A 22,411-nucleotide genomic window follows, 5' to 3' on the forward strand; every position below is an offset into this window, starting at 1 on the left:
CTGTGGAAAAAAACCGACATTTTACGGACAAGTCTAGATTCTGCGCGGCCTGAGGTGGGTTGCGCACGACCTGACCAGCCCTGAATTCGGTACGATGAGAAGTCTGCAGCCGGGCTGCCGCGGCCCAACCGGCCGGCGGTCCCCGAGGCCGCGCCGCCACATCCTACACAAAAGCGGCGAACCCTGTTGTTTTCAACAGTGGTATGCTTGAATCCTTATCCTTCAGTAGAACAAACGGCAGAGCCGCGCGATGCGGCCCATGCTGCTGAACCGAGAATCACCATGAGCGAGCAAATCAAGAACGTCAGCGACGCAAGCTTCGATGCCGATGTGATCAAGTCCAGCCAGCCCGTGCTGGTCGACTACTGGGCCGCCTGGTGTGGTCCGTGCAAGATGATTGCCCCCATCCTCGAAGAAGTCGCCACTGAATACGCGGGCCGCCTGACGGTCGCCAAGCTCAATGTCGATGAAAACCAGGATACCGCCGCCAAATATGGCATCCGCGGCATCCCCACGCTGATGCTCTTCAAAGACGGCCAGGCCGCCGCGACCAAGGTCGGCGCGCTGTCCAAGTCGCAACTCACCGCTTTCCTGGACGGCGCGTTGTAAACTACGCGCCGTGAACCGCGCGCCGGCCCGGCCGGCGCCCATGTACCGCGCGGGCCCGTCCGTGGCCCGCCGCCAAAGCCCTTCTTTGATATCCCCCTTTCACCGCGATGCACCTCAATGAACTGAAGGCGCTGCACGTCTCGCAGCTGCTGGAAATGGCCGCCGGCCTTGAAATCGAAAACGCCAACCGCTTGCGCAAGCAAGAGCTGATGTTCGCCATCATGAAACGGCGGGCCAAGCAGGGCGAGCAGATTTTCGGCGATGGCGTGCTGGAAGTGTTGCCCGACGGCTTCGGCTTCCTGCGCTCGCCCGAGACCTCGTACCTGGCCAGCACCGACGACATCTATATTTCGCCGTCGCAGATTCGCCGTTTCAACCTGCACACCGGTGACTCCATCGAAGGCGAAGTGCGTACGCCGAAAGACGGCGAGCGCTACTTCGCACTCGTGAAGGTCGACAAGGTCAATGGCGTGGCGCCCGAGGCGATCAAGCATCGCATCATGTTCGAGAACCTGACGCCGCTGCATCCCAACCAGCCCATGCGGCTGGAACGCGACATCAAGAGCGAAGAGAACCTGACCGGGCGCATCATGGACATCTTCGCGCCCATCGGCAAGGGGCAGCGGGGCCTGATCGTCGCCAGCCCCAAGTCGGGCAAGACGGTCATGATGCAGCACATCGCGCATGCCATCACCACCAACTACCCTGACGCCGTCATGATCGTCCTGCTGGTCGACGAGCGTCCCGAGGAAGTCACCGAAATGCAGCGCACCGTGCGCGGCGAAGTCGTGGCGTCCACCTTCGACGAGCCGGCCACCCGCCACGTGCAGGTCGCTGAAATGGTCATCGAGAAGGCCAAGCGCCTGGTCGAGATGAAGAAAGACGTGGTGATCCTGCTGGACTCCATCACGCGTCTGGCGCGCGCCTACAACACCGTGGTGCCGGCCTCGGGCAAGGTGCTCACCGGCGGTGTGGACGCCAACGCGTTGCAGCGGCCCAAGCGCTTCTTCGGCGCGGCGCGCAATCTCGAAGAAGGCGGATCGCTCACCATCCTCGGTACGGCCCTGATCGAAACCGGCAGCCGCATGGATGAAGTCATCTACGAAGAATTCAAGGGCACCGGCAACTCCGAAGTGCACCTCGAGCGCCGCCTGGCTGAAAAGCGCGTCTACCCGGCCATCAACCTGAACAAGTCGGGTACCCGCCGCGAAGAACTGCTGATCAAGCCCGAGCTGCTGCAAAAGGTCTGGGTGCTGCGCAAGTTCATTCACGACATGGACGAAGTCCAATCGATGGAATTCATCCTGGACAAGATGCGCGCCACCAAGACCAACTCCGAATTCTTCGACATGATGAAGAAATAAGGCCGGTCCCGCTGCGCGATCCCCTTGCTGGCGGCCCACGGGCCGCCAGATTCGTTTCTTGCCGGCGGGGCGGGCATCAGTGTTCGATGTAGTCGTCCACGGCTTTCGGGCGAGGCAGCGGCCGGGTCTCGACCGGCTGGAGTTTGGGGTCGTCCCAAGAGCCGGTTACCGTGTATTCCACGGTCATGGCATGCGCCAGCGGCTGCTTCAGCAACCATTGGGTCAAGAACGCGCCCAGCCCGATCAGCGGGTTCACCGCCAGAGCGGTCACCACCGCCGCACCGCTCGCGTCCAGGTTGGGGATGACCACTGCGCGCAAGTTCCATTGCTCGTCGACGATATCGGTGTCGCCGGCGAGCACAATGGTGGCTACCGAGCTGCTCAGCTTGTAGCCTTCGGTGTGCACGATGCCGCGGTCCAGCTTCATGTCGCCCCGTATGGTGTCGAAGGGGAACCCCTCGCGCATCAGATTGGCGGGATTGAATTCCAGCTTGGCCAGACGTTGCACCGACTGCAGCGACAGCAGCTCGAGCAGGCGCGCGCTGCGTGAATTCACGCTCAGCAAGCGGCCCTTGTCGAGACTCACGCGTGCATCGCCCTGGATATTGGCCAGATCATGCGTCCAGGGGAAGTCACGCCAGGTAAACGTGCCCTGCACGCTGCCCCTGCCCTCGGCCACGACCTGCGGGTAGCCGATGGCATCCAGGAAAGCGCCCAGGTTGTCGAACTGGCCCCGGGCGTCGACGGTCAGGCCCCGCTGAGCTCCGTCGAGACGCCAATTGCCGGTGGCCTCCAGCGTGGCCGGCGGGCTGGATATGCGCAGCGTGTCGAGCTGCCACGATTTGCCGCGCGCCAGATTGGTGCCCACCACCTCCAGCGTACCCAACGGGTGCCCATAAAGCGAAAACTGTTCGGCCCGAAGGTCAATGGCCGGAATATCGGAAAGCTCGTCGGTCGAGACTTCCGTCTCGCCGGACTCGGCCTGCGCCTTGTCTCTTTCGCCCAGCGCCAGATGCGTCAGGCGCGCGGTGACCTGTCCCGCGATACTGCCGGACGCCTCCTGCCAGGCCAGCGTGCCGGCCGCCTCCCGGGAATCGAGCTTGACCTGCCATTGCTGCGGGGCAGGCCGGGTGGCGTTGAGCTTCAGCTGGTGCACCGACCAGCCGCTTGCACGCAGTTCATCGGTCTGCAGGTCCAGCCGGTTGAGCGGGGGCAGTACCGGCGGACGGGGCCTGCCGGCGCCCTTGCCGGCCTTGGTGGACGGCGCGGCTTCGTTCGCCACGGTTTCCCAGCCATCAAGATCGAGCGTGGGCAGCTGGATGTCGGCCGCCATGCCAGTGGCGGGCAGATTGGGCGCGCGATTCACCGCCAGGGCGCCGCGTGAAAAATACGGCGCGCCACGAGGCGCAGCGCGGTCGTGCTCGAGCAGCAGCGCCAGTTCAGAGCCCAGATTCACCGACAATTGGTCGCGTCGGCCGGCCGCCGCCTTCACTGGCTGCCAGCGCGCCGTCAGGTTTCGGACGTCGGAAGCCGCTTTGCCGACTGGTGCCGGCATGTCGATGGCCAGCCCGGCGAGGTCGGACTCCACTGAAATGTCGAGCACATGCGCGGCCCCGTAGCCCAATTGACCGCGATAGCGTGTCTGGCCGGAAAGACGCTCGAGCACGCGATGGTTGCCCAACTGCGCAAGGCCCGCGGCCGGCAAGGTGCCTGCGATGCGCAAGGCGTCGCCATTTTGCTCGAGCCGGCCCGTGATCGTGGCCGGCCCCCCCAGAAACTCGGCGTGCAGCCCTTCAGTATGCAGCCCGCGCTCGGAAAACCGAAGTTCACCCCGCAACTGCCGGAGCATGGGCATTTCCGGCACAAATCGGAACGTGCTGTCGGCCATTGCGATGCGTCCGTCCACCCGCGTGTCTTCGGCATTGAGCAGGGGCACCTCGAGCTTCAGGCCCACCTCCCACTGCCCGCTGCCCTCGGCGGATTCGAGCGCGCCATCGAGCAACTCGCCCAGCGGCGAATGGGCGGCCAGCGCCAGATAGGCCGGTACCGAGCCGGACGTCTGGCCATCGACATGCAGGATGGCCCGGTGTTCCATATCGGGAATGGAAGCGGTGACCGCGCCGAGCGTCACCGTATGCCCGTCGCCAGTATGCGCGATTGCGCCGCCGGGGCTGTCGAGCGTGAGGCCCACCTTGTCCACCGCAAAGTTGCCCGAGAGGTTCTCGAGCCGCGGCCAAGCCTTGGTGTTGCCGTGAGCCGGCGCGTAGTCGACGATAGCGCCCGCATATGCCCCGGCAATGCGGAATTCCCCCACGTCGCCAGGGTCTTCGAAGGGAAACTCGTCCAGGTCGCCCTTCACCCTGACGGCGGCGTTGCGGGCCTCTCCGGCGGGCAGCCCTTGCGCCAGCCATTCGCGCGCATCGGCATCGACCTCGAGCGGCAGGTATTTGTAGATGGCGGGCATGGACGCGCGCGCGAGATTGCCCTGGAAATCGGCTGTGCCCGCCGCCGTCTTGCCCTGGCTGCTCCAGCGCCCATGCAGGCGTGCGTCGAGATCGGCATTGACGATGTCGAGCTGGCGCACATCGATGACCGCGGGCTGTGCTTCGGGCCGCCGCAGGCTGGCATCGACCCGCACCGTATCGGCTTGCAGCAACGCCGGGTCGAACAGCGAGGGCAGATTCAAGCGCAGGCCGGCGAACTCGCCGCGCATCGCCAGGCCAGCGCCCTCGTCTCCGCGCGCCAGCGGCACATCGGCGAACTGAACCACATCGCCCGGCGCCCCTTGCAGGCGCAGCGTGCCTTGGTCCAGCCCGACCCAGGTCGCGGCGTCGGGCGCCTGCCACCGCAAACCACGCAATGCGGCATCGAGCGTGAGATCGGTGACCGATCCGTTGTCGAGGTCTACCCAGGCGCGCGCCGCCGCGCGTCCGGCCATCTGTGGCACCGGCAGCCAGGGCGCCCAGGCCGAGGGCTCGGCATCATTGATCTCGGCGTAGAGCTCGCCAGTCCAGCGCTGCCGTCCTTGCCAAAGCGGATTGCGCGTCAGGCGGCCACGCACGGAAACGTCGCGCGCTAGCGCGGCGGGGGGCTCGGCGCGAAGGGCGAAGCGATGCGCCAGTGCGCCGTTGTACAGGCGCAGGCTGACCTTCGCCAGCGTCACCGGCGGTGCCTGGCGGTAATCATCCTGCCAATGCACGGTCGCCCCGATCAGGGCCAGGTCGCGCTGCTTTCCCAGCCAGGTCAGCAGCCGTGATGAACTGGCCGCATCATGCTCAGCGTCGAGATCCACCGCCTGGCCGGCGATCCAGAGGTGGTTGTCGGCGTCGCGGCGCACTTGCAATTCGGGTCCGTCGACGCGCAGGCTGAGCAAGGTGGGCGATAACAGCAGCACACTGCGCCATCCCAGCACGGCCGACACCGAGGGCAGAGTCACCACGGGCGTCGTGTCGTCGGCATAGATGGACAATGCGCTGAGGGTGAGCGTAGGGTTGAGCCCGCGCCAGTCGGCCGCCAGGTGGCCGATCTCAACGCGCGCACCCAGCGCCTCGCTCGCGTAGGCTTCGATGCGCGGCCGCCAGTTGTCGATCTGCGGCAGAACCCAGTAGCGCAACCCGAGCAGCACAGCAGCCGTCAGTACATAAACGGCCAGGACAAACCAGCAAAGGTAACGGGTGGCTTTGGCAGGCAGAGACACAGAACAGTGGGCAGGGGCAGGCGTCTTGGGGTATCGTCCCCTTATACCTGAAACGCGCCTTTCCGTCTGCCTCTTCGCCCCATGTCTGCTTCCCTGCTTGCCCCCGCCCTGGCCTGGTCGGGCTACCTGCGTCGCCGGATCGATACCCGTCCCGACCTGGCCGCCTGGCTGGAAACCGCCGCCCGTCATCCCGTCACGTCCAATGCGCTGGCAGCCTGGCAAGCCGAGCTGGCCGGCGCTGATGCGTCCGAGATCCTGCCGGTGCCCCAGTGCCGAGAAATTCTGCGCAAGCTGCGCGAGCGGGTGTTCACCGCCCTGCTGGTGCGCGATATGGCCGGGCTGGCCAGCCTGGAAGAGGTCGTGGGCGCCATGTCTGCCCTGGCAGACATGGCCGTGGCGGCAGCGTATCGCAGTGTGGCCACCGAACTGGCAGCCGTGCATGGCGTGCCGCGCGACCCTGCCTCGGGCGCCGCCCAGGAAATGCTGATACTGGGCATGGGCAAACTGGGCGGCCGGGAACTGAACGTCTCGTCGGACATCGACCTGATCATGCTCTACGGCGAGGAAGGCGACACCGAGGGGCCACGCCGCATCAGCCACCACGAGTTCTACGGCAGGCTGACACGCCGCATGATGCCGGTACTGTCTGAAGCCGACGCCCACGGGCAGGTGTTCCGCACCGACCTGCGGCTGCGCCCCGACGGCGACTCCGGCCCGCCGGCCTGGAGCCTGGACGCGCTGGAACATTACCTGGTGGCGCAGGGCCGAGAGTGGGAACGCTACGCATGGCTGAAGGCGCGCCTGATTCCGGCGCAGGCCTACGCCGACAGCGATGCCCAGGCGCAGGCGCGCCAGCTTGAAAGCCTGCGCGTGCCTTTTGTGTATCGCAAGTATTTCGACTTCGATGCGCTGGCGTCGTTGCGCGCGCTGCGGGAACGAATCCGCCAGGATTGGCAGCGCCGCGCACTGGCGCGCAACGGGATCGACAGCGCCAACAACATCAAGCTGGGCGACGGCGGCATACGCGAAATCGAGTTCGTCGTGCAGTTGTTCCAGTTGATTCGTGGCGGCCGCATGCCCTCACTGCAGCGGCGAGGCCTTCTCGCGGCCCTGGGTGCCGAGCGCGACGCGGGCCTGATCAGCGCCCCGGACGCGCAGCACCTGGAACAGGCCTATCGGTTCCTGCGCCGTGTGGAACACATGCTGCAATACCGCGAAGACGAGCAGACCCATCTGCTGCCAGGCGAGCCGGCGCAGCGTGCCCAGCTTGCCAGCGCCATGGGCATGGAACCGGAGGCGTTCGAGCGCACGCTGGCCGAGCACCGCCACTTCGTGGCCCGGATGTTCCGCAATGCCTTCCGCCTGGCGGGCATGGGCGATGACGATGCGGGCGACCCCGCGCCATGCGCCGCTGACGCTTCCGGCAGCGAGCCGGCCGATTCCGACCACGATGCCGAAAGCCGCCTGGCCGCGCAGATACGCCAGGCCTACGGCGACGAGGCCGACGAACTGCTGCGCCGCGCCGAGTCGCTGCTGGATAGCCACCGGATACGCGCCTTGCCGGAAAGCAGCCGGCGACGCCTCGAGACGCTGTTGCCGGCCGCCGTGCAGGCCGCGCAGCAGACTCCGGCGCCGCGCGAGGCGACCATCCGCCTGTTCGACCTGATTGAAACCATCGCGCAGCGCAGCGCCTATCTGGCTCTGCTGGCTGAGTATCCCGACACACTGGCGCGGGTCGCGCGCATGGTGGCCGCCAGCCCCTGGGCGGCGCAGTATCTCACCCAACACCCCCTGCTGCTGGACAGCCTGATCGATTGGCGCACTCTGTTCCAGTCGCTGGATTTCGCCCAGATCTCGCAGCAGTTGTCGGCCGATCTCGATGCCTGCACCCTGCCCGATGGCGAGCCGGACATCGAACGGCAGATGAACCTGATGCGAGACGTGCAGCGCCAGGTGAGTTTCCAGTTGCTGGCCCAGGACCTCGAAGGGCAGCTCACCGTAGAAAAACTGGCCGATCAGTTGTCGGCCCTGGCCGACATGCTGCTCGCCGAGACCGTGCGGCGCGTCTGGCCGGTGGTCAACCGCGAGCCGGGCGCCGAGCCTCACTTCGCCGTCATCGCCTATGGAAAGCTGGGCGGCAAGGAACTGGGCTACGCCTCCGACCTGGACCTGGTATATCTGTTCGATGATCCGCGGGATGACGCGGCCGAGATCTATGCCAAGCTGGGGCGGCGGATGACTTCCTGGCTGTCCACCATGACGTCGTCGGGCCGGCTGTACGAAACCGATCTGCGCCTGCGTCCCGATGGCGAAGCCGGACTGCTGGCGGTATCGGTCGAGGCATTCGAGCAATACCAGCTCAAGCATGCCTGGGCCTGGGAACACCAGGCGCTCACCCGGGCGCGCTACGCTGCCGGCGACACCGCCGTGGGCGCCCGATTCGAGCGCATACGCGCCGAGGTGCTGGTGCAGCCGCGCGACACCGCCGCGCTGCACGCCGAAGTACTCGCCATGCGAGACAAGATCAGCGCGGGCCACCCCAACCATAGCGGCGACTTCGACCTGAAGCACGACCGAGGGGGGATGGTCGACGTAGAGTTCGTGACCCAGTACCTGGTACTGTGCCACGCCGCCACGCATCGCGTCCTGGTGAACAACCTGGGCAACATCGCGCTCTTGCGGCTCGCTGCGGAAGCGGGCCTCATTCCCGCAGACCTGGCACAGCAGGCCGGCGACGCCTATCGCACCCTGCGCCGCGCGCAACACCAATTGCGCCTGCAGGGCACCGAGAAAGCCCGTGTGCCCCAGGACCAGCTGGTGAACGAGCGCGCAGCCGTGCATGCGCTGTGGACATACGTGTTGGGCGAGGCGCCCGCTGCCGCCCCTGCAACACCGCACAAGTCAGCGTAAAATAAGGAGTTTTCCGCTGCGATACGGTTGTTTAAATGTCTGAACTCGTGCGTCCCAAACTCGAATTGCCCGAAGGCCGCAGCAAAGTGCTGCTGCACTCCTGCTGCGCGCCCTGTTCCGGCGAAGTCATGGAAGCCATGCAGGCGTCGGGCATCAACTATTCCATCTTCTTCTACAACCCGAACATCCATCCGGTCAAAGAGTACGAGATCCGCAAGCAGGAAAACATCCGTTTCGCAGAGAAGCATGGCATCGAATTCATCGACGCCGACTACGACATGGACAATTGGTTCGAGCGCGTCAAGGGCCTGGAACACACTCCTGAACGCGGCGAACGCTGCACGGTGTGCTTTGACATGCGCTTCGAGCGCACGGCGCTCTATGCCCACGAGCACGGCTTCGACACCATATCCAGTTCACTGGGTATCTCGCGCTGGAAGGATATGAACCAGATCAACGGTTGCGGCGTGCGCGCGGCGGCCCGCTACGATGACCTGGTCTACTGGACCTACAACTGGCGCAAGGGCGGCGGCTCGCAGCGCATGATAGAAATTTCCAAGCGCGAGAATTTCTACCAGCAGGAATACTGCGGCTGCGTGTATTCTTTGCGCGACACCAACCGCCATCGGCGTTCGCAGGGCCGCGAGCGCATACACATTGGCGTCAAGTTCTACGGCAAAGACCAGCTGGTCGACAAGACCACCTTGCAGGACTGACGCTTTTGCCCGCGCCTGCCGCCTGAGCGCGCCGCCAGGCGCCCGGCGGCGCGCCTGGACTAGCGTCGAAGCGACTCCCAGGCTTTCATCAGTCGTTTCACCGACACCGGCATCGGGGTGCGCAGTTCCTGTGCGAACAAGGCGACACGCAATTCCTCGAGCAACCAGCGGAATTCGTCCAGCTTGGGATCGGGCGCCCCCTTCAGCGCCACGCGCGCGCGCTGATACTGGGTGAGCAGCGGCGCCATATCGGACATCAGCCTGCCATCGCGCGCCGGGTCGGCACGGAGCTTGTCGATACGCGCCACGGCGGCTTTCAGGTAGCGCGGATAATGCGCCAATTGCGCGTGAGGCGTATCGCGGACGAACCACTTGGGCATCAGTGCCCCGAGCTGCTGCTGCAGATCGGCATAGGCCGCGGCGTGCGGCTTGGCCTGCGGCAGCTTGCGCTGCAGGGCTCCGTATTCGACCAGCACGGCATGGGCCAGGCGCGCGGCTTCCTGGGCCAGCAGGCCCAGACGCCCCTTGCCTTCCTGGCGGCGCGCCTCGAAAGCCTGTGCATCGGCCGGCCAGGGTTCGGCCAGGCAAGCCTGCGCCAGAGCACAGTCGATGATCTGGTCGCGCAGGTCTTCCTGCGTACCCAGGTTCATGTACAGCATGCTCATTTTGGTCAGGTCGGGCAGGTTCTTTTCCAGGAACTTCACCTGGTCGCGCAGGCCCAGCCGGAACAGGCGCAGCAGCCCTGCACGGTGATGCCGCCGGGCCTCGTCGGGGTCGTCGAAGACATCCAGGTCGCAATGGGCGCCGCGATCGACCAGCGCCGGATAGCCGATCACCGACTGCCCCTTGCGGCGGATTTCCATGATGTCGGGCAAGGCTCCGAAAGACCACGAAGTGAGGTTTTCGTGCGCCAGCGCCTGCGCCACGCCCGCGTCGCGCACCGCCAACTGCTGGAACGTGGCCTGCGCCTGTTTGCCGAATTCGGCCTTCAGCTGGGCCAGGTTGCGGCCGGCGGCAAGCATGCGGCCATGCTCGTCCACCACCTTGAAGTTCATGAACAGGTGCGCCGGCAGCGTCTCGAGTTTGAAGTCCGCGGGCGCCGGGCGCACCTGCACCTGGGCCCACATGTCGTTGATCAATGCGTCGAGCAGCCCAACCTGGGGATCATCGAGCCGTTCGTACCAGCGTTCATAGAACCCCGCGGCATAGTCGGGCAGCGGCACGCAATGGCGCCTGAGTTTCTGCGGCAGCGACTTCAACAGCAGGTGCACCTTTTCTTTCAGCATGCCGGGCACCAGCCACTCGCAACGCGCCGGATCGATCTGATTCAAGGCGAACAGGGGCACAGCGAGCGTCACGCCATCGCGTGGCGACCCCGGTTCGAAATGGTAGTCCAGCGCCATCGACACGCCCTGCCACTCGACCTGCTTGGGGAACACTTCGGTGGTGACGCCGGCTGCCTCGTGGCGCATCAGCTCGTCGCGCGTCAGCAGCAGGGCCGCCGCGGACGCCTTGTCCAGGCCATGCACCCACTTTTCCAGGGCGGTGGTCTGCGAGATGCCCTCGGGCAACAGGCGGTCGTAGAAAGCGTAGATGAGTTCGTCGTCCACCAGAATGTCCGGGCGCCGGGTCTGGTGTTCGAGCTTTTCGATGCCCGCGATCAGCTTGCGGTTGTGCGCAATGAAGTGCAGCCGTGTGTCGATATCGCCCGGCACCAGGGCCTGGCGGATGAACAGTTCGCGCGCGTGCTGCGGGTTGACGCGTCCGTAGTGAACGCGGCGGCCCGAATACACGACCAGCCCGTACAAGGTGGCGCGCTCATTGGCCACAACCTGGCCCGCTTTCTTTTCCCAACGCGGATCGGTCCAGCTGCGCCGCATCAGGTGGGCGCCCGCGCGTTCGAGCCAGGTGGGCTCGATACGCGCTACACAGCGCGCGTACAGGCGCGTGGTCTCGACCAGTTCGGCGGCAACAATCCAGCGGCCGCCCTTTTTCGCCATGCGCGACCCTGGGTGGATATGAAAGCGAATATCGCGCGCGCCGCGATATAGCCCGCCCTCTTCGCCCTTGAACCCGATGTTGCCCAGCAGGCCTGCCAGCAGCGCCATATGCAGCTGCTCGTACGTGGCCTCGGACTGGTTCACGCGCCAGCCCTGCTCGCCGACCAGCGCCGCCAACTGCGTATGCACATCGTGCCATTCCCGCAGCCTGATGGGTGACAGGAAGTTCTGCCGCAGCAGGGCCACCAGCTTGCGTTGCGATGCCTTGTGCTGCACCTGCTCGCCATACCAGCGCCACAGTTTCAGGAAAGAAATGAACTCGGACTTGTCGTCGGCGAATTTGGCGTGCGCGGCCTCGGCGGCCTCGCGTTCGGCCATGGGGCGGTCGCGCGGGTCCTGCACCGACAGCGCCGCGGCGATGATCAGCATCTCGGCCAGGCATTGATGCTCGCGTGCCGCGAGAATCATGCGGCCGATACGGGGATCGACGGGCAGCTTGGCGAGTTGGTGGCCGATACGCGTCAAGGCATAAGACGAACCGGTACGCGCGGCCTCGGCGCCTTCGGCGTCGGTGCTGTCGGAGGCCGACACCAGCTCGATGGCGCCGAGTTCCTGCAACAGATGATAGCCATCGGCGATCGCTCGTCCGGGAGGCGCCTCGACGAACGGAAACTGCTCGATGTCGTCGAGTTTCAGGGATTTCATGCGCAGAATCACTGACGCCAGCGACGAACGCAGCACTTCGGGGTCGGTGAAGGGCGCACGGGTGTTGAAATCCTGCTCGTCGTACAGCCGGATGCACACGCCCGGCCCCACCCGCCCGCATCGGCCGGCGCGCTGGTTCGCCGAGGCGCGGCTGATGGGCTCGATGTGCAGCTGCTCGACCTTGTTGCGCCACGAGTAACGCTTGATGCGCGCCAGCCCGCTGTCGATGACATAGCGGATGCCCGGCACGGTGAGCGAGGTTTCGGCCACATTGGTGGCCAGCACGATGCGGCGAGCGTTGGTGCGCGGGTGGAAGATCTGCTCTTGCTCGGCCTGGGACAGGCGGGCATACAGGGGCAGCACTTCGGTGCCCGCGGGATGCTGTTTGCGCAGTGCCTCGGCCGACTCGCGGATTTCGCGCTCGCCGGGCAGAAACACCAGGATGTCGCCCGGCCCATGCCGCGCGCATTCGGCGACCCCATCGACGATGGCGTCGATCAGGTCGCGTTCTTCGTCGCCGGCCAGCCGCTCGCGGTTTGGCCGCGCCGGCGCGTCTTCATCGGCCTCTTCGGCGCGCACGGGCCGATACCGCAGCTCGACGGGATACAGGCGGCCCGACACCTCAATGACGGGAGCGGGCCGGTCGGGGCCTGCGCCGAAGTGTTCGGCAAATCGGGCGGCATCGATGGTGGCCGATGTGATGATGACTTTCAGGTCGGGACGGCGCGGCAGCAGCTGCTTCAGGTAGCCGAGCAGGAAGTCGATATTCAGGCTGCGCTCGTGGGCCTCATCGATAATCAAGGTGTCATAGCGGCGCAGCAAAGGATCGCGCTGCGACTCGGCCAGCAGAATGCCGTCCGTCATCAGCTTGACCGAGGCATTGGGCCCCGTGCGGTCATTGAAGCGCACCTGATAGCCCACCACTTCGCCCAGCGGCGTGTTCAGCTCTTCGGCGATGCGCTTGGCCACCGACGTGGCGGCAAGCCGCCGCGGTTGGGTGTGCCCGATCATGCGCTGCCGGCCACGGCCGAGTTCCAGGCAGATCTTGGGCAGCTGGGTGGTCTTGCCCGACCCCGTCTCGCCACTGACGATCACCACCTGGTGGCCCTCGATGGCGCGAGCGATCTCGGCCCTCCTGGCGCTGACCGGCAGGTCTTCGGGATAGGCGATGGCGGGAATGGGCCGCTCGGGCCGCGGCGCGGCGCCGCGCGCGGACGGGCGGGAGACTTCAGGCATGTACGGATTATCCTTTGAAGGCCTATTATAAAAACTTGCGATGCCGCCGTTCTGGCGGCCACGACACGGAGCAATGCAATGGATCTGGGAATCACGGGCAGACGCGCGCTGGTGTGCGCATCCAGCAAGGGCCTCGGCCGCGCCTGCGCTCTGTCGCTGGCGCGCGAAGGGGCTCAGGTGGTGATGGTGGCTCGCGGCCGCGAGGCGCTCGAAGCCGCTGCGGCGGATATCCGCCAGCAGACCGGGGCGCAGGTGATTGCCGTGGCCGCCGACATCACCACGCCCGACGGCCGCGCCGCGGCGCTGGCCGCCTGCCCCGATCCCGATATTCTGGTCACCAATGCCGGCGGCCCCAAGCCGGGCGATTTTCGGGACTGGTCGCGCGATGACTGGCTGGCGGCCCTGGACGCCAACATGCTGACGCCCATCGAACTGATCCGCGCCACCATCGACCCCATGATAGAACGCCGTTGGGGCCGCATCGTGAACATTACTTCGGCCACGGTCAAGATGCCGATGGACATCCTGGGCCTTTCGAACGGCGCGCGCGCCGGCCTGACCGGCTTCGTGGCCGGCCTGGCGCGCCAGGTCGCGGCCCATAACGTCACCATCAACAACCTGCTGCCGGGCCCCTTCGCCACCGATCGCCAGACCGAGACGGCGGCCAGGCTCGCCCAGAACACCGGCCGCAGCATCGAAGACATCATCGACGACCGAAAGGCGAAGATTCCCGCGCGGCGGCTGGGCGATCCGGCCGAGTTCGGCGACGCCTGCGCCTTCCTGTGCAGCGCCCAGGCGGGCTACCTCATCGGGCAGAACCTGGTGATGGACGGCGGCCTGTACCCGGGAAGTACCTGATCGCTACCTGATCACGGCGCGCGGCCACGCGGCAGGGCCCGTACCGCCGGGCAAGCACGCAGAAAACTTCACCTGGGGCGTACGGGCCGCGTTGCGGCGGCCCTATAATTTCCGTCAGCGCCGCAGCATTGCCACGGCGGCGCCGGCAGCGCTTCGATGCGCCACTTTTCCAGGAAGCCATCACCTCCATCATGCCAGACCAGGAACCCGACACCGTCTCCGCCCAAGAAGCCCCCGAATTCGCCGCTGCGCAATTCGTCCGATGGTTCCGTGAAGTGGCCCCTTATGTGCACGCATTCCGAGGCAAGACCTTCGTCGTGGCCTTCGGCGGCGAGCTCGTACAAGCCGGTGCGCTGAATGCGCTGGTGCAAGACCTCTCATTGCTGTCGGCGCTGGGCGTGCGGCTGGTACTGGTGCATGGGTCTCGCCCGCAGGTCAATGAACAGCTGCGTCTGAAGGGTTTTACGCAGCAGTTCGACCGCGGCATGGCGCCCACCGACCCGGCCGCGCTCGAATGCGCCAAGGAAGCCGCCGGCGAAATCCGCCTGGACATCGAGGCGGCCTTCAGCCAGGGCCTGCCCAACACCCCCATGTCGCATTCGCACATCCGGGTCATATCGGGCAATTTCGTCACAGCGCGGCCCACCGGCGTGGTGGACGGCGTCGATTACAAGCACACGGGCCAGGTGCGCAAAATCGATGTCGAGGCCCTGAAGTTCGCCATTGAAAAAGGCTCTTCCGTGGTGCTGCTGTCGCCATTGGGGTTCTCCCCCACCGGCGACGCCTTCAACCTGGCCATGGAAGAACTCGCCACCAGCGTGGCCGTCGCCCTGCGCGCCGAGAAGCTCATCTTCCTTTCCAGCTCGGCCGGCGTGCAGGCAGCCGACGGCAGCGTGGACACCGAACTGGCCCGCGTCGATGCCGACGCCTTGCTTGCCAAGGGCGAACTCGACGAAGACACGGCCTTTTACCTGCGTCACGCCTCGCTGGCAGTCAAGCGCGGCGTGGCGCGCGCCCATCTGGTGCCTTTCGGGCTGGATGGCAGCGTGCTGCTCGAAATTTTCACCCACGATGGCGTCGGCACGATGGTCGTCGAAGACACGCTCGACGATCTGCGGCCCGCCACACTGGACGACGTGGGCGCCATCCTGAGTCTGATCGAGCCCCTGGAAGCCGATGGCACCCTCCTGCCCCGGCCGCGCAGCGTGATCGAACGCGAAGTCGAACGCTTCACGGTGCTCGAGCACGACGGCGTGATATACGGCTGCGCCGCGCTGCACCCCTACGCAGACGAACAGATGGCCGAAATGGCGTGCCTCATCGTGCACCCCGAATGGCAGGGATCAGGCGAAGGCGAGATTCTGCTGCGCCACATGGAATCGCGGGCGCGCGCCATGGGCGCGCGGCGCCTGTTCGTGCTGACCACCCGCACTTCGCACTGGTTCATGAAGCGTGGTTTCGTACAGGGCGGCCTGACCGACCTGCCACGAGAGAAGCAGAACAACTACAACCGGTCGCGCAACAGCCTGGTGTTCATCAAGAAACTGTAAACGGCCGGCCCCGCCTCGGGGCGGCCCGCGGGCAAAAAAGGGCTGGTGTCAAGCCCTTCGTACCAATGACTGACGGCATGAAACGGTAAGTGGGACAATAGGTTATCTATTGCGGAGGCGGCTATGGGAGGTCTCAGTATTGTGAGCTAGGAGCCACATAGGAGCGTCGGGAGAGTAAGGGGCATCGTGCTTCGTAGGGCTCGATTGCCTACACAGCGGCGCTTATCGGTTCATCGTAGCCCAATACGTCGTCACTTTTCAGAACAACGAATGCGCAGCTTCGGGCTACGCGCCCGAGGAATCATCCGTTTAGTCAGCGACCAGCATCCGCTCGATTTCGGGTGTGTGGTATTGCTGCAAAGGGATCGGGCGACTCATGCCGGCTGATGAACGCAATGCGCATCAGCCGGCCAGTCGATTTTTCGGATCCACGCTTGGCGTTGGAAAGCGCCACGCTCGGCTTGTCCCCTGATGGAGGACGCGCACAGTCTCATGCAAGCGACCGGGTCAGGCTTCCAACAGGTGCTGCAGGTAATGCGCGACATCGACTGTTTCAATGCCGTGTTTTGCATTGAAGGTGTTGGCCTTGTCCCACCACATCCCATCACCCAGCGCGAAGGCGGCCCGGTAGCGCGTCATGACATCATCAGGAGCCAATGCAAGGTCGGCGCGCAACTTATCCAGCGACCACAGCGTCTTCTCGAACGCATATCCGGTGACGCGCTCGACGACCTCGGCCAACTCGCCATAGGAAATCGTATCGCCGGCCACATACACCACCTCGTTGGCGATGCGCGGCTCGGCCAGCAGTATCTCCGTGGTGAGCCTGCCAATGTCTTCCGGCGTCGTGACCGTGACCCTGGTGTCCCAGGTGCCCAGGCCATGGACAGTCCTGGCGGCAAGGTTCACCACGTCGAACGCCGGCTCGAACAGGAAGCTGGTGAACATGCCGGTGGAGATGATCACCCACTCGGTCTGCTGCTGCGCGCGCAGCAGTTGGCGTACGTCGTATTGCTCGTCGAACACCGGCTGGCCGCTGCCTTGTCCGACCACATCGTAGTCAACGCCGAACTGCCACGGGAAATAGCGCTCGACCTCGGCGTCTAGCGCGGCGCGGGTGATTTTCAACTGCGTGCCGGGGCCAGCGACAAAGCCGGTGCAATTGACTACCGTGCGATAGCGCTCAAACAAGGCTTGCAGGGCGGCGGCATCGCCCGCCAGATCGAAGCCAATGACCTCCACGCCCAACGCCTGCAGGATACCGAGACTTTCGATATCGCCGGGGCGGGAGCTAGAGACAGTCTGCGGTGAGACAACAACCGTGACCGATTGTCGGCGCTCGGCCGCGCGCGGAGCGAGCGCACGCAGCACCGCCATGCCCAGTTGACCGGCGCCAAGGACCAACAGGTCACGGCGATTGGATTCTTTTGCTGACATAGACATAATTTCTCATAATCAAATAAATGAATGATTTCGCACCAGCCCGCGAGAACGGTCAACGAGCGACTCCGTGACGAGAATCACGCAAAATTGTGCTTCCATACTTGTCACATGCATGGAAGTTTAGTTCCATGGCAGTAGATGAAAAAGCGGACAAAGCAACATTCAATATTTGAATAAATGCAATAATTAGTCATTTCAGTCCTGATGCGATGAAGGCTCCAACCCTGGCGCCTTAGCGCGCCCACCCTCACAAGGAGATGTTCACCATGGATAGACTGCAAGCCATGGAGACTTTCGTGCGCGTGATCGAGGCCGGCAGTTTCAAACAGGCTGCCAATACGCTGAACGTGCTTCCCTCAACCGTCACGCGCAACATCAAGGAACTGGAATCGCACCTCGGCACGCGGCTGCTCAATCGCACGACGCGCGCTGTCAGCGCCACCGATGCGGGTCTGCGCTTCTACGACAGTTGCAAGGCGATCCTGCGTGAACTGCAGGAGGCAGAGGCCCAAGCCTCTCAACAAGCCGAAGCGCTGCACGGCACGATCAAGATCGGCACCACCTCGTCGCTGGCGAGGCATTGCCTGATTGCAGCCTTGCCGGCGTTCATGCGCCGCCACCCCCGAGTCGAACTGGAACTGCATCTGTCTGACACCACGGCAGATGTCGTTCGACAGGGACTGGACTGTGTCATCCGCACCGGCACCCTACGCAGCTCACAGTTGGTGGCCCGGCGCATCGGCCGCTTTCACTGGATCGTCTGCGGCGCCCCGGATTACCTTTCGCAGCACGGAACGCCTGACAGCCTGCAGGCCTTGCAACAGCATGTCGCGGTAGGCTACCTCGGCGGCCACGCTGGCCGCCTGGCACATTGGAATTTCCAGGACGGCGCGCAGACCACTGCCATTGCCATGCGGGAATGCATACGCGTTGATGACACCGACGCCTACGTGGAAGCCGGTATCGCCGGCCTGGGCCTGATCCGCGTGGCCAGCTACATGGTGCGAGATCACTTGGCTGCAGGCCGACTGGTCCGTGTGCTGGAGGCGGCGCATGCCGAACCGGAGCCAATTTCCGTTCTTTACCCACACAGCCGGCACCTTTCCCCGGTCGTGCGGGCTTTCGTCGACTGGGGCAGCGAAGTGGTGGCGCGGGCATCAAGCCAGTGGTGATGCAACTGGCCATTGAAGACCTGCGGCTCCACCCTGATTCTGCGCTCTTACAAGTTTTCGATCCTGTGCGATGAAGGCTCCCAGCACGCGGGTGACTACGACTGCCTCAGTCCCCCGGCTGTGCTCGCCAGAATCTCGGCCAGAGAACACGGCGCGCATCCAGTCAAACGCTCGATGTCACCGCTGACGAGGTCATAAGCGCCGCGCGCCTGCCGCGCCTTCATGGATATCACTGCGTCGATAATGACCTCAGGCAGCCCCGCCTTGATCAGCCCGGCTCGCAGTCCTTCGGCGGGCATCACGTTCAAGACGAAAGGACGCTGCACAAGCTGCTCAATCAACCTGCAGACCGTTTCACTGCGCAGGACGTCAGATCCCGTCAACTGATAAATGGCGCCCTCGTGGCCCTCACTGGTCAGTGCAGCGGCTGCCGCTTTGGCCACATCACTGCGCGAAACGAAACTGACGCGACTGTCCGCGAGCGCGGAAAGCCCGCCTGCAGTCAAGGACATCCGCACCTCTTCGGCCAGCGTCTCGGAAAAATAGCTCATTCGCAGAATCGTCCAAGCCGGGATCGTGCTCTTGATCAACGCCTGCTCACTGTGCCAGTACGCCGCGCCAACGGCTGGCTCCTCCTCACGTTGCGTCCCGGTTGCCGACAACAGGAAGACGTGGCCGACCTGGGCGCGTGCCGCCGCATCCAAGGCCGCCAGCATCTGGCGTGAGCGGATCCCCGGCCGCAAATCAGGCCCGGGAATCAAGAGCAGGCGATCCAGGCCCTGATAGGCCGCCACCAATGTCTCGGGTTGGTCGTAGTCGCCCACGCGGCCTGCATAGGCTCGATCGGTCTTGGGCGTGCGCGAAATCGCCACCAGATCTTCGGTCGCGACCGTTTCCACCAATGCCTGGACCACTGCGCTGCCACGCTGGCCACTGGCACCGCTCACACCTATTCTCATCATCACACTCCATAGTTATTTATTGTTCGTTAGGATAAATTGGTTCCTATAATCCAACAAGAACGCACTAATTCATGCGTGAGGTACACCAATGTTCCTGTCGGCACAAAGGAGAAGCCATGGAGAATTTGGAGGCTGAATGTCGCGGCCTGGCAGACGTGATTGCACGCATTGGCGACAAGTGGACGGTCATGGTCTGTGGCCATCTGTCAGAAGGCACCCACCGTTTCAACGCGTTGAAGCACCGTATCCCCGGCATCTCTCACCGGATGCTGACCATCACCCTGCGCGGACTCGAACGCGATGGACTGGTGGCGCGCAAGGCCTATGCCACCGTCCCGCCGAAGGTCGAGTATTGCCTGACCCCATTGGGGCGAAGCCTGACAGAACCTCTGGCAGCCCTGGCAAGTTGGGCGCGAGAGAACCGGCCGGCCCTTGAACAAGCCCGTGCCGCATTTGATCGTCGTACCGCGCAGGACTGACCTGACCTTGTCGGAGAGCAGCGCTGGCGCTGTGAAGTGATGAAGCACGCCGGTAATCAGCGGCGCATGCGAGGCCTCATCCCATCAAGTCGCGCCACTTGGTCATGCGCGCGCCCAGGTCGAGCGTATCGCCATCCACGCTGAAGCGGCCGTCGCCCTGGTGATGGATCAATCGCGTTTCCTTGCGCGCGGCGTCGATCCAGATACGCTGGACCTCCAGCACCCAAAGGTTGTAGCGGCGTGCCCAGCCGTCATCGGCGACGCGGCATTCCAGGTTCGCCCAACACTCGCGCACCAGTGGCGCCTCCACGGTTTGCGCGGATGCGGGTGTCAGGCCGAAATGGGCGAACTTGTCGAGCGACTCGCCCGAGCAGTTGCCGATGTCCACCACCGCCTCGGCCAAATCCACCGTGGGCACGGCCAGCACGCATTCGCCTGTGTCCGACAGGGCGTGATGGCTGTGGTCCCATGGCCCTATGATGGCCCCGACCAGGGGCGGATCGTGCTGCATCATCATGTGGAAGCCCATCGTCATCAGGTTGGCGCGGCCATCGGCATCGCGCGTGGCGACCAGCACGATAGGGCCGGATTCGAGGATGCGGTAGGCCTTTTCGGCAGGCAACTCGTTGAGCATGGTGTGATCTCCTGATGCACCAGAGAGGCACGCAGCATCCAGCCGCGTGCCCGCCCTCGTGCGAATTTACTCCGCGAAATCAGTGGCATCGGATGCGCCACGCCATGCGTCCAGATCCTTGCGAACCGCCTGCATCTTCTGCTCGGCCTCGACGATCCGGCGGCCAATCTCCCAATAGCTGGCCGTCATCAGCGCATTGACACTGCGCGCCGTTGCCTGCCGCGCAGCATCCAGTAACTCCACAATGCCGCCGTGGATGCCGGCATAGCCAGTCGGTAAGGCGGCGCGTTTCCCCGCTGCCGTAGGCGTCTTCCTTGTCATGCTGTCGCCTCCATAGAACGGGATGCCCCAGTAATGGCCAGCCGCCGATTCGCCACCAGTTCGGCCGCATCCCGCACCGGCTTATCCTCGGTATGAACATAGTGCATAAACATCGCCACGGTCTTGTGGCCTGTGAGCCTCATGCCCACCTTGGTCGGCACGCCCGAATTGGCAATATCGGTCGTCGCACGGTGGCGGATGCCGTGCGTACCGACGTGCGGGACACCGGCAGCCTTGAGCACGCGCGTCCAGCCACCGTAGTGTTCGCCGTGAGTCATGTGCCGGGCCGGGTCATTGGGTGACGGCAGGACGTAGGGGCAGCCCTCCCGGCGCGGCGCAGTGGACAGCAACCGATAGGCTTCCTCGCTCATGGGCTTGGAAATGCCACCCGTCTTGCTGTCGGGCCAGACGACCCGCCGATTCTCCAGATCAACCCAGCCCCATTCGAGTGGGCAGATTTCAGAGCGGCGGGCAGCGAACTCGAATTGCAGGCGAATCGCCAGCGGAATGACGTAGTTCTCTAGTCCCTCGGTCTCCAGATGCTCCAGGTGACGGAAGATCCGTACCAACTCGTCGTCCACGATAAGCCGGGTTTCCTTGCCGGGCGGGTACATCGGGACGTGGCGGCACGGATTCGTGCCGTCCGGGCGCAGCCCCCACACCTCGGCCAGGTTGAACATCTTGCGCAGCACGCCGAAGGTACGGTTGGCCTCGGCCTGCTTGTAGGCCAGCTTCTTCATCAACGCAGCCACGTCCGGGCGCTTTACGTCCTGCACCTTCGTCCGGCCCATGATCGGGATGATGCAACGGTCGATGACGCCCTGATAGCCGCGCTGCGTGCTGGGCTTGTTGCGCTGCTTCGAGTAGTCCTCCATGAAGGTGTGGCAAAACTCCTTCATCGTCGGTGCCTTGCGGGCGGCATTCTTGGCTGCGCTGGGGTCGCCGCCCTTGCGCACCTCGGCCAGCCATTCCTGCACCATTGTGCGTGCCTGATCGACCGTCAGTTCCCCGTACTGGCCCAGGGCAGGCTTGCGGCGCTCGCCGGCGTTCGTGCGGTACTGGAGCATGAACACCTTGCGGCCCGCCGGGGTGATCTTGCACAGGAAGCCGGGCACCAAGGTGTCCCGCAGTTCGACGGCCTTGTCTTGGGGGTGTGCCGCATCGACTGCGGACTTGGTGAGCTTGATCTTCGCCATGATGACTCCTAGGAAAGCCCGGTTTACAAGAGCCGCATGGGAGCCACGCGAGGGGAAGCCGGGTCAAGTTTCGGAAAGCACCGGCATATGTTGAACTCGCCTAAGTGATTGATAAACCTGCTGTATCGAGCCTTGGCGTAGTCCAGCGAAATGCGATGCTGGAGTCATCGTGAAACAAAAAACCGCCAGGCCGCTAAAATGGCCTGTCTCTCACTGATTACCGGCAGCAGATCATGTCTCGTACCGTCAACTGTGTAAAACTGAAGCGCGAAGCCGAAGGCCTGGATTTTCCGCCGTACCCGGGCGAACTGGGCACCCGCATCTGGCAAAGCATCTCGAAAGAAGCCTGGGAAGAATGGAAGCAGATCCAGACGCGCCTGGTCAACGAGAACCGGCTGAACCTGGCCGACGCCCGCGCGCGCAAATACCTGCAACAACAGATGGAGCGCTATCTGTTCGAAGACGGCAGCGTCGAAGCCCAGGGCTTCGTGCCCCCTTCGGCCTGACGCCCTTGTACGGGTGCCCGTCCGAGGCGCCCGTCCCTTATCGCGCGTAGCCT

The 22,411-nt window shown here is 64.4% G+C and carries 15 protein-coding genes and 1 pseudogene; 9 read left to right on the forward strand and 7 right to left on the reverse strand.

Features of this window, described 5'->3' with window-relative positions; all coding sequences use genetic code 11:
- Nucleotides 1-282: 282 nt before the first annotated feature.
- Nucleotides 283-609 carry a thioredoxin TrxA gene (trxA, locus tag ACV17W_RS05720; protein WP_462595469.1) on the forward strand — a complete coding sequence of 109 codons (327 nt, stop codon included), beginning with the start codon at nt 283-285 and terminating at the stop codon, nt 607-609.
- Between the two features lie 107 nt (nt 610-716).
- On the forward strand, nt 717-1,973 hold the full coding sequence (gene rho, locus ACV17W_RS05725; RefSeq protein WP_462595470.1) for a transcription termination factor Rho: 1,257 nt from the start codon (nt 717-719) through the stop codon (nt 1,971-1,973).
- 76 nt (nt 1,974-2,049) lie between these two features.
- On the opposite strand, the gene ACV17W_RS05730 is transcribed toward rho, so the two are convergent.
- Complete coding sequence (locus ACV17W_RS05730) at nt 2,050-5,670, reverse strand: YhdP family protein (protein WP_462595471.1); 3,621 nt, start codon at nt 5,668-5,670, stop codon at nt 2,050-2,052.
- Nucleotides 5,671-5,751: 81 nt separating this feature from the next.
- Here ACV17W_RS05730 and glnE point away from each other — a divergent pair, with 81 nt between their 5' ends.
- Complete coding sequence (glnE, locus tag ACV17W_RS05735; protein WP_462595472.1) at nt 5,752-8,580, forward strand: bifunctional [glutamate--ammonia ligase]-adenylyl-L-tyrosine phosphorylase/[glutamate--ammonia-ligase] adenylyltransferase; 2,829 nt, start codon at nt 5,752-5,754, stop codon at nt 8,578-8,580.
- A gap of 35 nt (nt 8,581-8,615) precedes the next feature.
- A complete protein-coding gene (locus ACV17W_RS05740; protein ID WP_462595473.1) occupies nt 8,616-9,296 on the forward strand; it encodes an epoxyqueuosine reductase QueH in 681 nt (226 codons plus the stop codon).
- A gap of 59 nt (nt 9,297-9,355) precedes the next feature.
- On the opposite strand, the gene hrpA is transcribed toward ACV17W_RS05740, so the two are convergent.
- The gene (gene hrpA, locus ACV17W_RS05745; RefSeq protein ID WP_462595474.1) at nt 9,356-13,237 is read right to left on the reverse strand and encodes an ATP-dependent RNA helicase HrpA; all 3,882 of its coding nucleotides are present in this window, start codon (nt 13,235-13,237) and stop codon (nt 9,356-9,358) included.
- 78 nt (nt 13,238-13,315) lie between these two features.
- Here hrpA and ACV17W_RS05750 point away from each other — a divergent pair, with 78 nt between their 5' ends.
- On the forward strand, nt 13,316-14,095 hold the full coding sequence (locus tag ACV17W_RS05750) for an SDR family oxidoreductase (RefSeq protein WP_462595475.1): 780 nt from the start codon (nt 13,316-13,318) through the stop codon (nt 14,093-14,095).
- Nucleotides 14,096-14,286: 191 nt separating this feature from the next.
- Nucleotides 14,287-15,645: an amino-acid N-acetyltransferase gene (argA, locus tag ACV17W_RS05755; RefSeq protein ID WP_462595476.1), complete on the forward strand. Its 1,359-nt coding sequence runs from the start codon at nt 14,287-14,289 to the stop codon at nt 15,643-15,645.
- A 507-nt stretch (nt 15,646-16,152) separates the two neighbouring features.
- Here argA and ACV17W_RS05760 read toward each other — a convergent pair.
- Nucleotides 16,153-17,082 carry an aromatic alcohol reductase gene (locus ACV17W_RS05760; RefSeq protein WP_028353761.1) on the reverse strand — a complete coding sequence of 310 codons (930 nt, stop codon included), beginning with the start codon at nt 17,080-17,082 and terminating at the stop codon, nt 16,153-16,155.
- Between the two features lie 272 nt (nt 17,083-17,354).
- Between ACV17W_RS05760 and ACV17W_RS05765 the strand changes: the two genes are divergently transcribed.
- Nucleotides 17,355-18,260: a LysR substrate-binding domain-containing protein gene (locus tag ACV17W_RS05765; RefSeq protein WP_028353760.1), complete on the forward strand. Its 906-nt coding sequence runs from the start codon at nt 17,355-17,357 to the stop codon at nt 18,258-18,260.
- A gap of 95 nt (nt 18,261-18,355) precedes the next feature.
- Here ACV17W_RS05765 and ACV17W_RS05770 read toward each other — a convergent pair whose 3' ends face one another.
- The gene (locus ACV17W_RS05770; RefSeq protein ID WP_462595477.1) at nt 18,356-19,207 is read right to left on the reverse strand and encodes an NAD(P)H-binding protein; all 852 of its coding nucleotides are present in this window, start codon (nt 19,205-19,207) and stop codon (nt 18,356-18,358) included.
- 131 nt (nt 19,208-19,338) lie between these two features.
- Here ACV17W_RS05770 and ACV17W_RS05775 point away from each other — a divergent pair, with 131 nt between their 5' ends.
- Nucleotides 19,339-19,701, forward strand: coding sequence for a winged helix-turn-helix transcriptional regulator (locus ACV17W_RS05775; protein ID WP_028353758.1), 363 nt, complete (start codon nt 19,339-19,341; stop codon nt 19,699-19,701).
- A 76-nt stretch (nt 19,702-19,777) separates the two neighbouring features.
- Here ACV17W_RS05775 and ACV17W_RS05780 read toward each other — a convergent pair whose 3' ends face one another.
- The 3 genes and pseudogenes from ACV17W_RS05780 to ACV17W_RS05790 form a co-directional block, all read right to left on the reverse strand.
- Entirely contained in the window at nt 19,778-20,335 is a 558-nt protein-coding gene (locus ACV17W_RS05780; RefSeq protein WP_028353757.1) for a flavin reductase family protein, read from the reverse strand.
- A gap of 135 nt (nt 20,336-20,470) precedes the next feature.
- Nucleotides 20,471-20,656: pseudogene (locus tag ACV17W_RS05785) on the reverse strand (DUF1016 domain-containing protein); the annotation flags it as partial.
- A complete protein-coding gene (locus tag ACV17W_RS05790) occupies nt 20,653-21,852 on the reverse strand; it encodes a tyrosine-type recombinase/integrase (RefSeq protein ID WP_462595478.1) in 1,200 nt (399 codons plus the stop codon). The pseudogene ACV17W_RS05785 and the gene ACV17W_RS05790, both read right to left, overlap by 4 nt.
- A 233-nt stretch (nt 21,853-22,085) precedes the next feature.
- On the opposite strand from ACV17W_RS05790, the gene ACV17W_RS05795 reads away from it, so the two are divergent.
- A complete protein-coding gene (locus tag ACV17W_RS05795) occupies nt 22,086-22,358 on the forward strand; it encodes an oxidative damage protection protein (protein ID WP_462595479.1) in 273 nt (90 codons plus the stop codon).
- The last annotated feature ends 53 nt before the right edge of the window (nt 22,359-22,411 follow it).

The organism is Bordetella sp. MIP270_01_BMS (assembly GCF_054958705.1).

Excerpts from the sequence above, each read along its gene's own strand:
- trxA (WP_462595469.1), top strand. The coding sequence starts at position 283 with ATGAGCGAGCAAATCAAGAACGTCAGCGACGCAAGCTTCGATGCCGAT.
- rho (WP_462595470.1), top strand. The coding sequence starts at position 717 with ATGCACCTCAATGAACTGAAGGCGCTGCACGTCTCGCAGCTGCTGGAA.
- glnE (WP_462595472.1), top strand. The coding sequence starts at position 5,752 with ATGTCTGCTTCCCTGCTTGCCCCCGCCCTGGCCTGGTCGGGCTACCTG.
- ACV17W_RS05740 (WP_462595473.1), top strand. The coding sequence starts at position 8,616 with ATGTCTGAACTCGTGCGTCCCAAACTCGAATTGCCCGAAGGCCGCAGC.
- hrpA (WP_462595474.1), bottom strand. The coding sequence starts at position 13,237 with ATGCCTGAAGTCTCCCGCCCGTCCGCGCGCGGCGCCGCGCCGCGGCCC.
- ACV17W_RS05750 (WP_462595475.1), top strand. The coding sequence starts at position 13,316 with ATGGATCTGGGAATCACGGGCAGACGCGCGCTGGTGTGCGCATCCAGC.
- argA (WP_462595476.1), top strand. The coding sequence starts at position 14,287 with ATGCCAGACCAGGAACCCGACACCGTCTCCGCCCAAGAAGCCCCCGAA.
- ACV17W_RS05760 (WP_028353761.1), bottom strand. The coding sequence starts at position 17,082 with ATGTCAGCAAAAGAATCCAATCGCCGTGACCTGTTGGTCCTTGGCGCC.
- ACV17W_RS05765 (WP_028353760.1), top strand. The coding sequence starts at position 17,355 with ATGGATAGACTGCAAGCCATGGAGACTTTCGTGCGCGTGATCGAGGCC.
- ACV17W_RS05775 (WP_028353758.1), top strand. The coding sequence starts at position 19,339 with ATGGAGAATTTGGAGGCTGAATGTCGCGGCCTGGCAGACGTGATTGCA.
- ACV17W_RS05780 (WP_028353757.1), bottom strand. The coding sequence starts at position 20,335 with ATGCTCAACGAGTTGCCTGCCGAAAAGGCCTACCGCATCCTCGAATCC.
- ACV17W_RS05790 (WP_462595478.1), bottom strand. The coding sequence starts at position 21,852 with ATGGCGAAGATCAAGCTCACCAAGTCCGCAGTCGATGCGGCACACCCC.
- ACV17W_RS05795 (WP_462595479.1), top strand. The coding sequence starts at position 22,086 with ATGTCTCGTACCGTCAACTGTGTAAAACTGAAGCGCGAAGCCGAAGGC.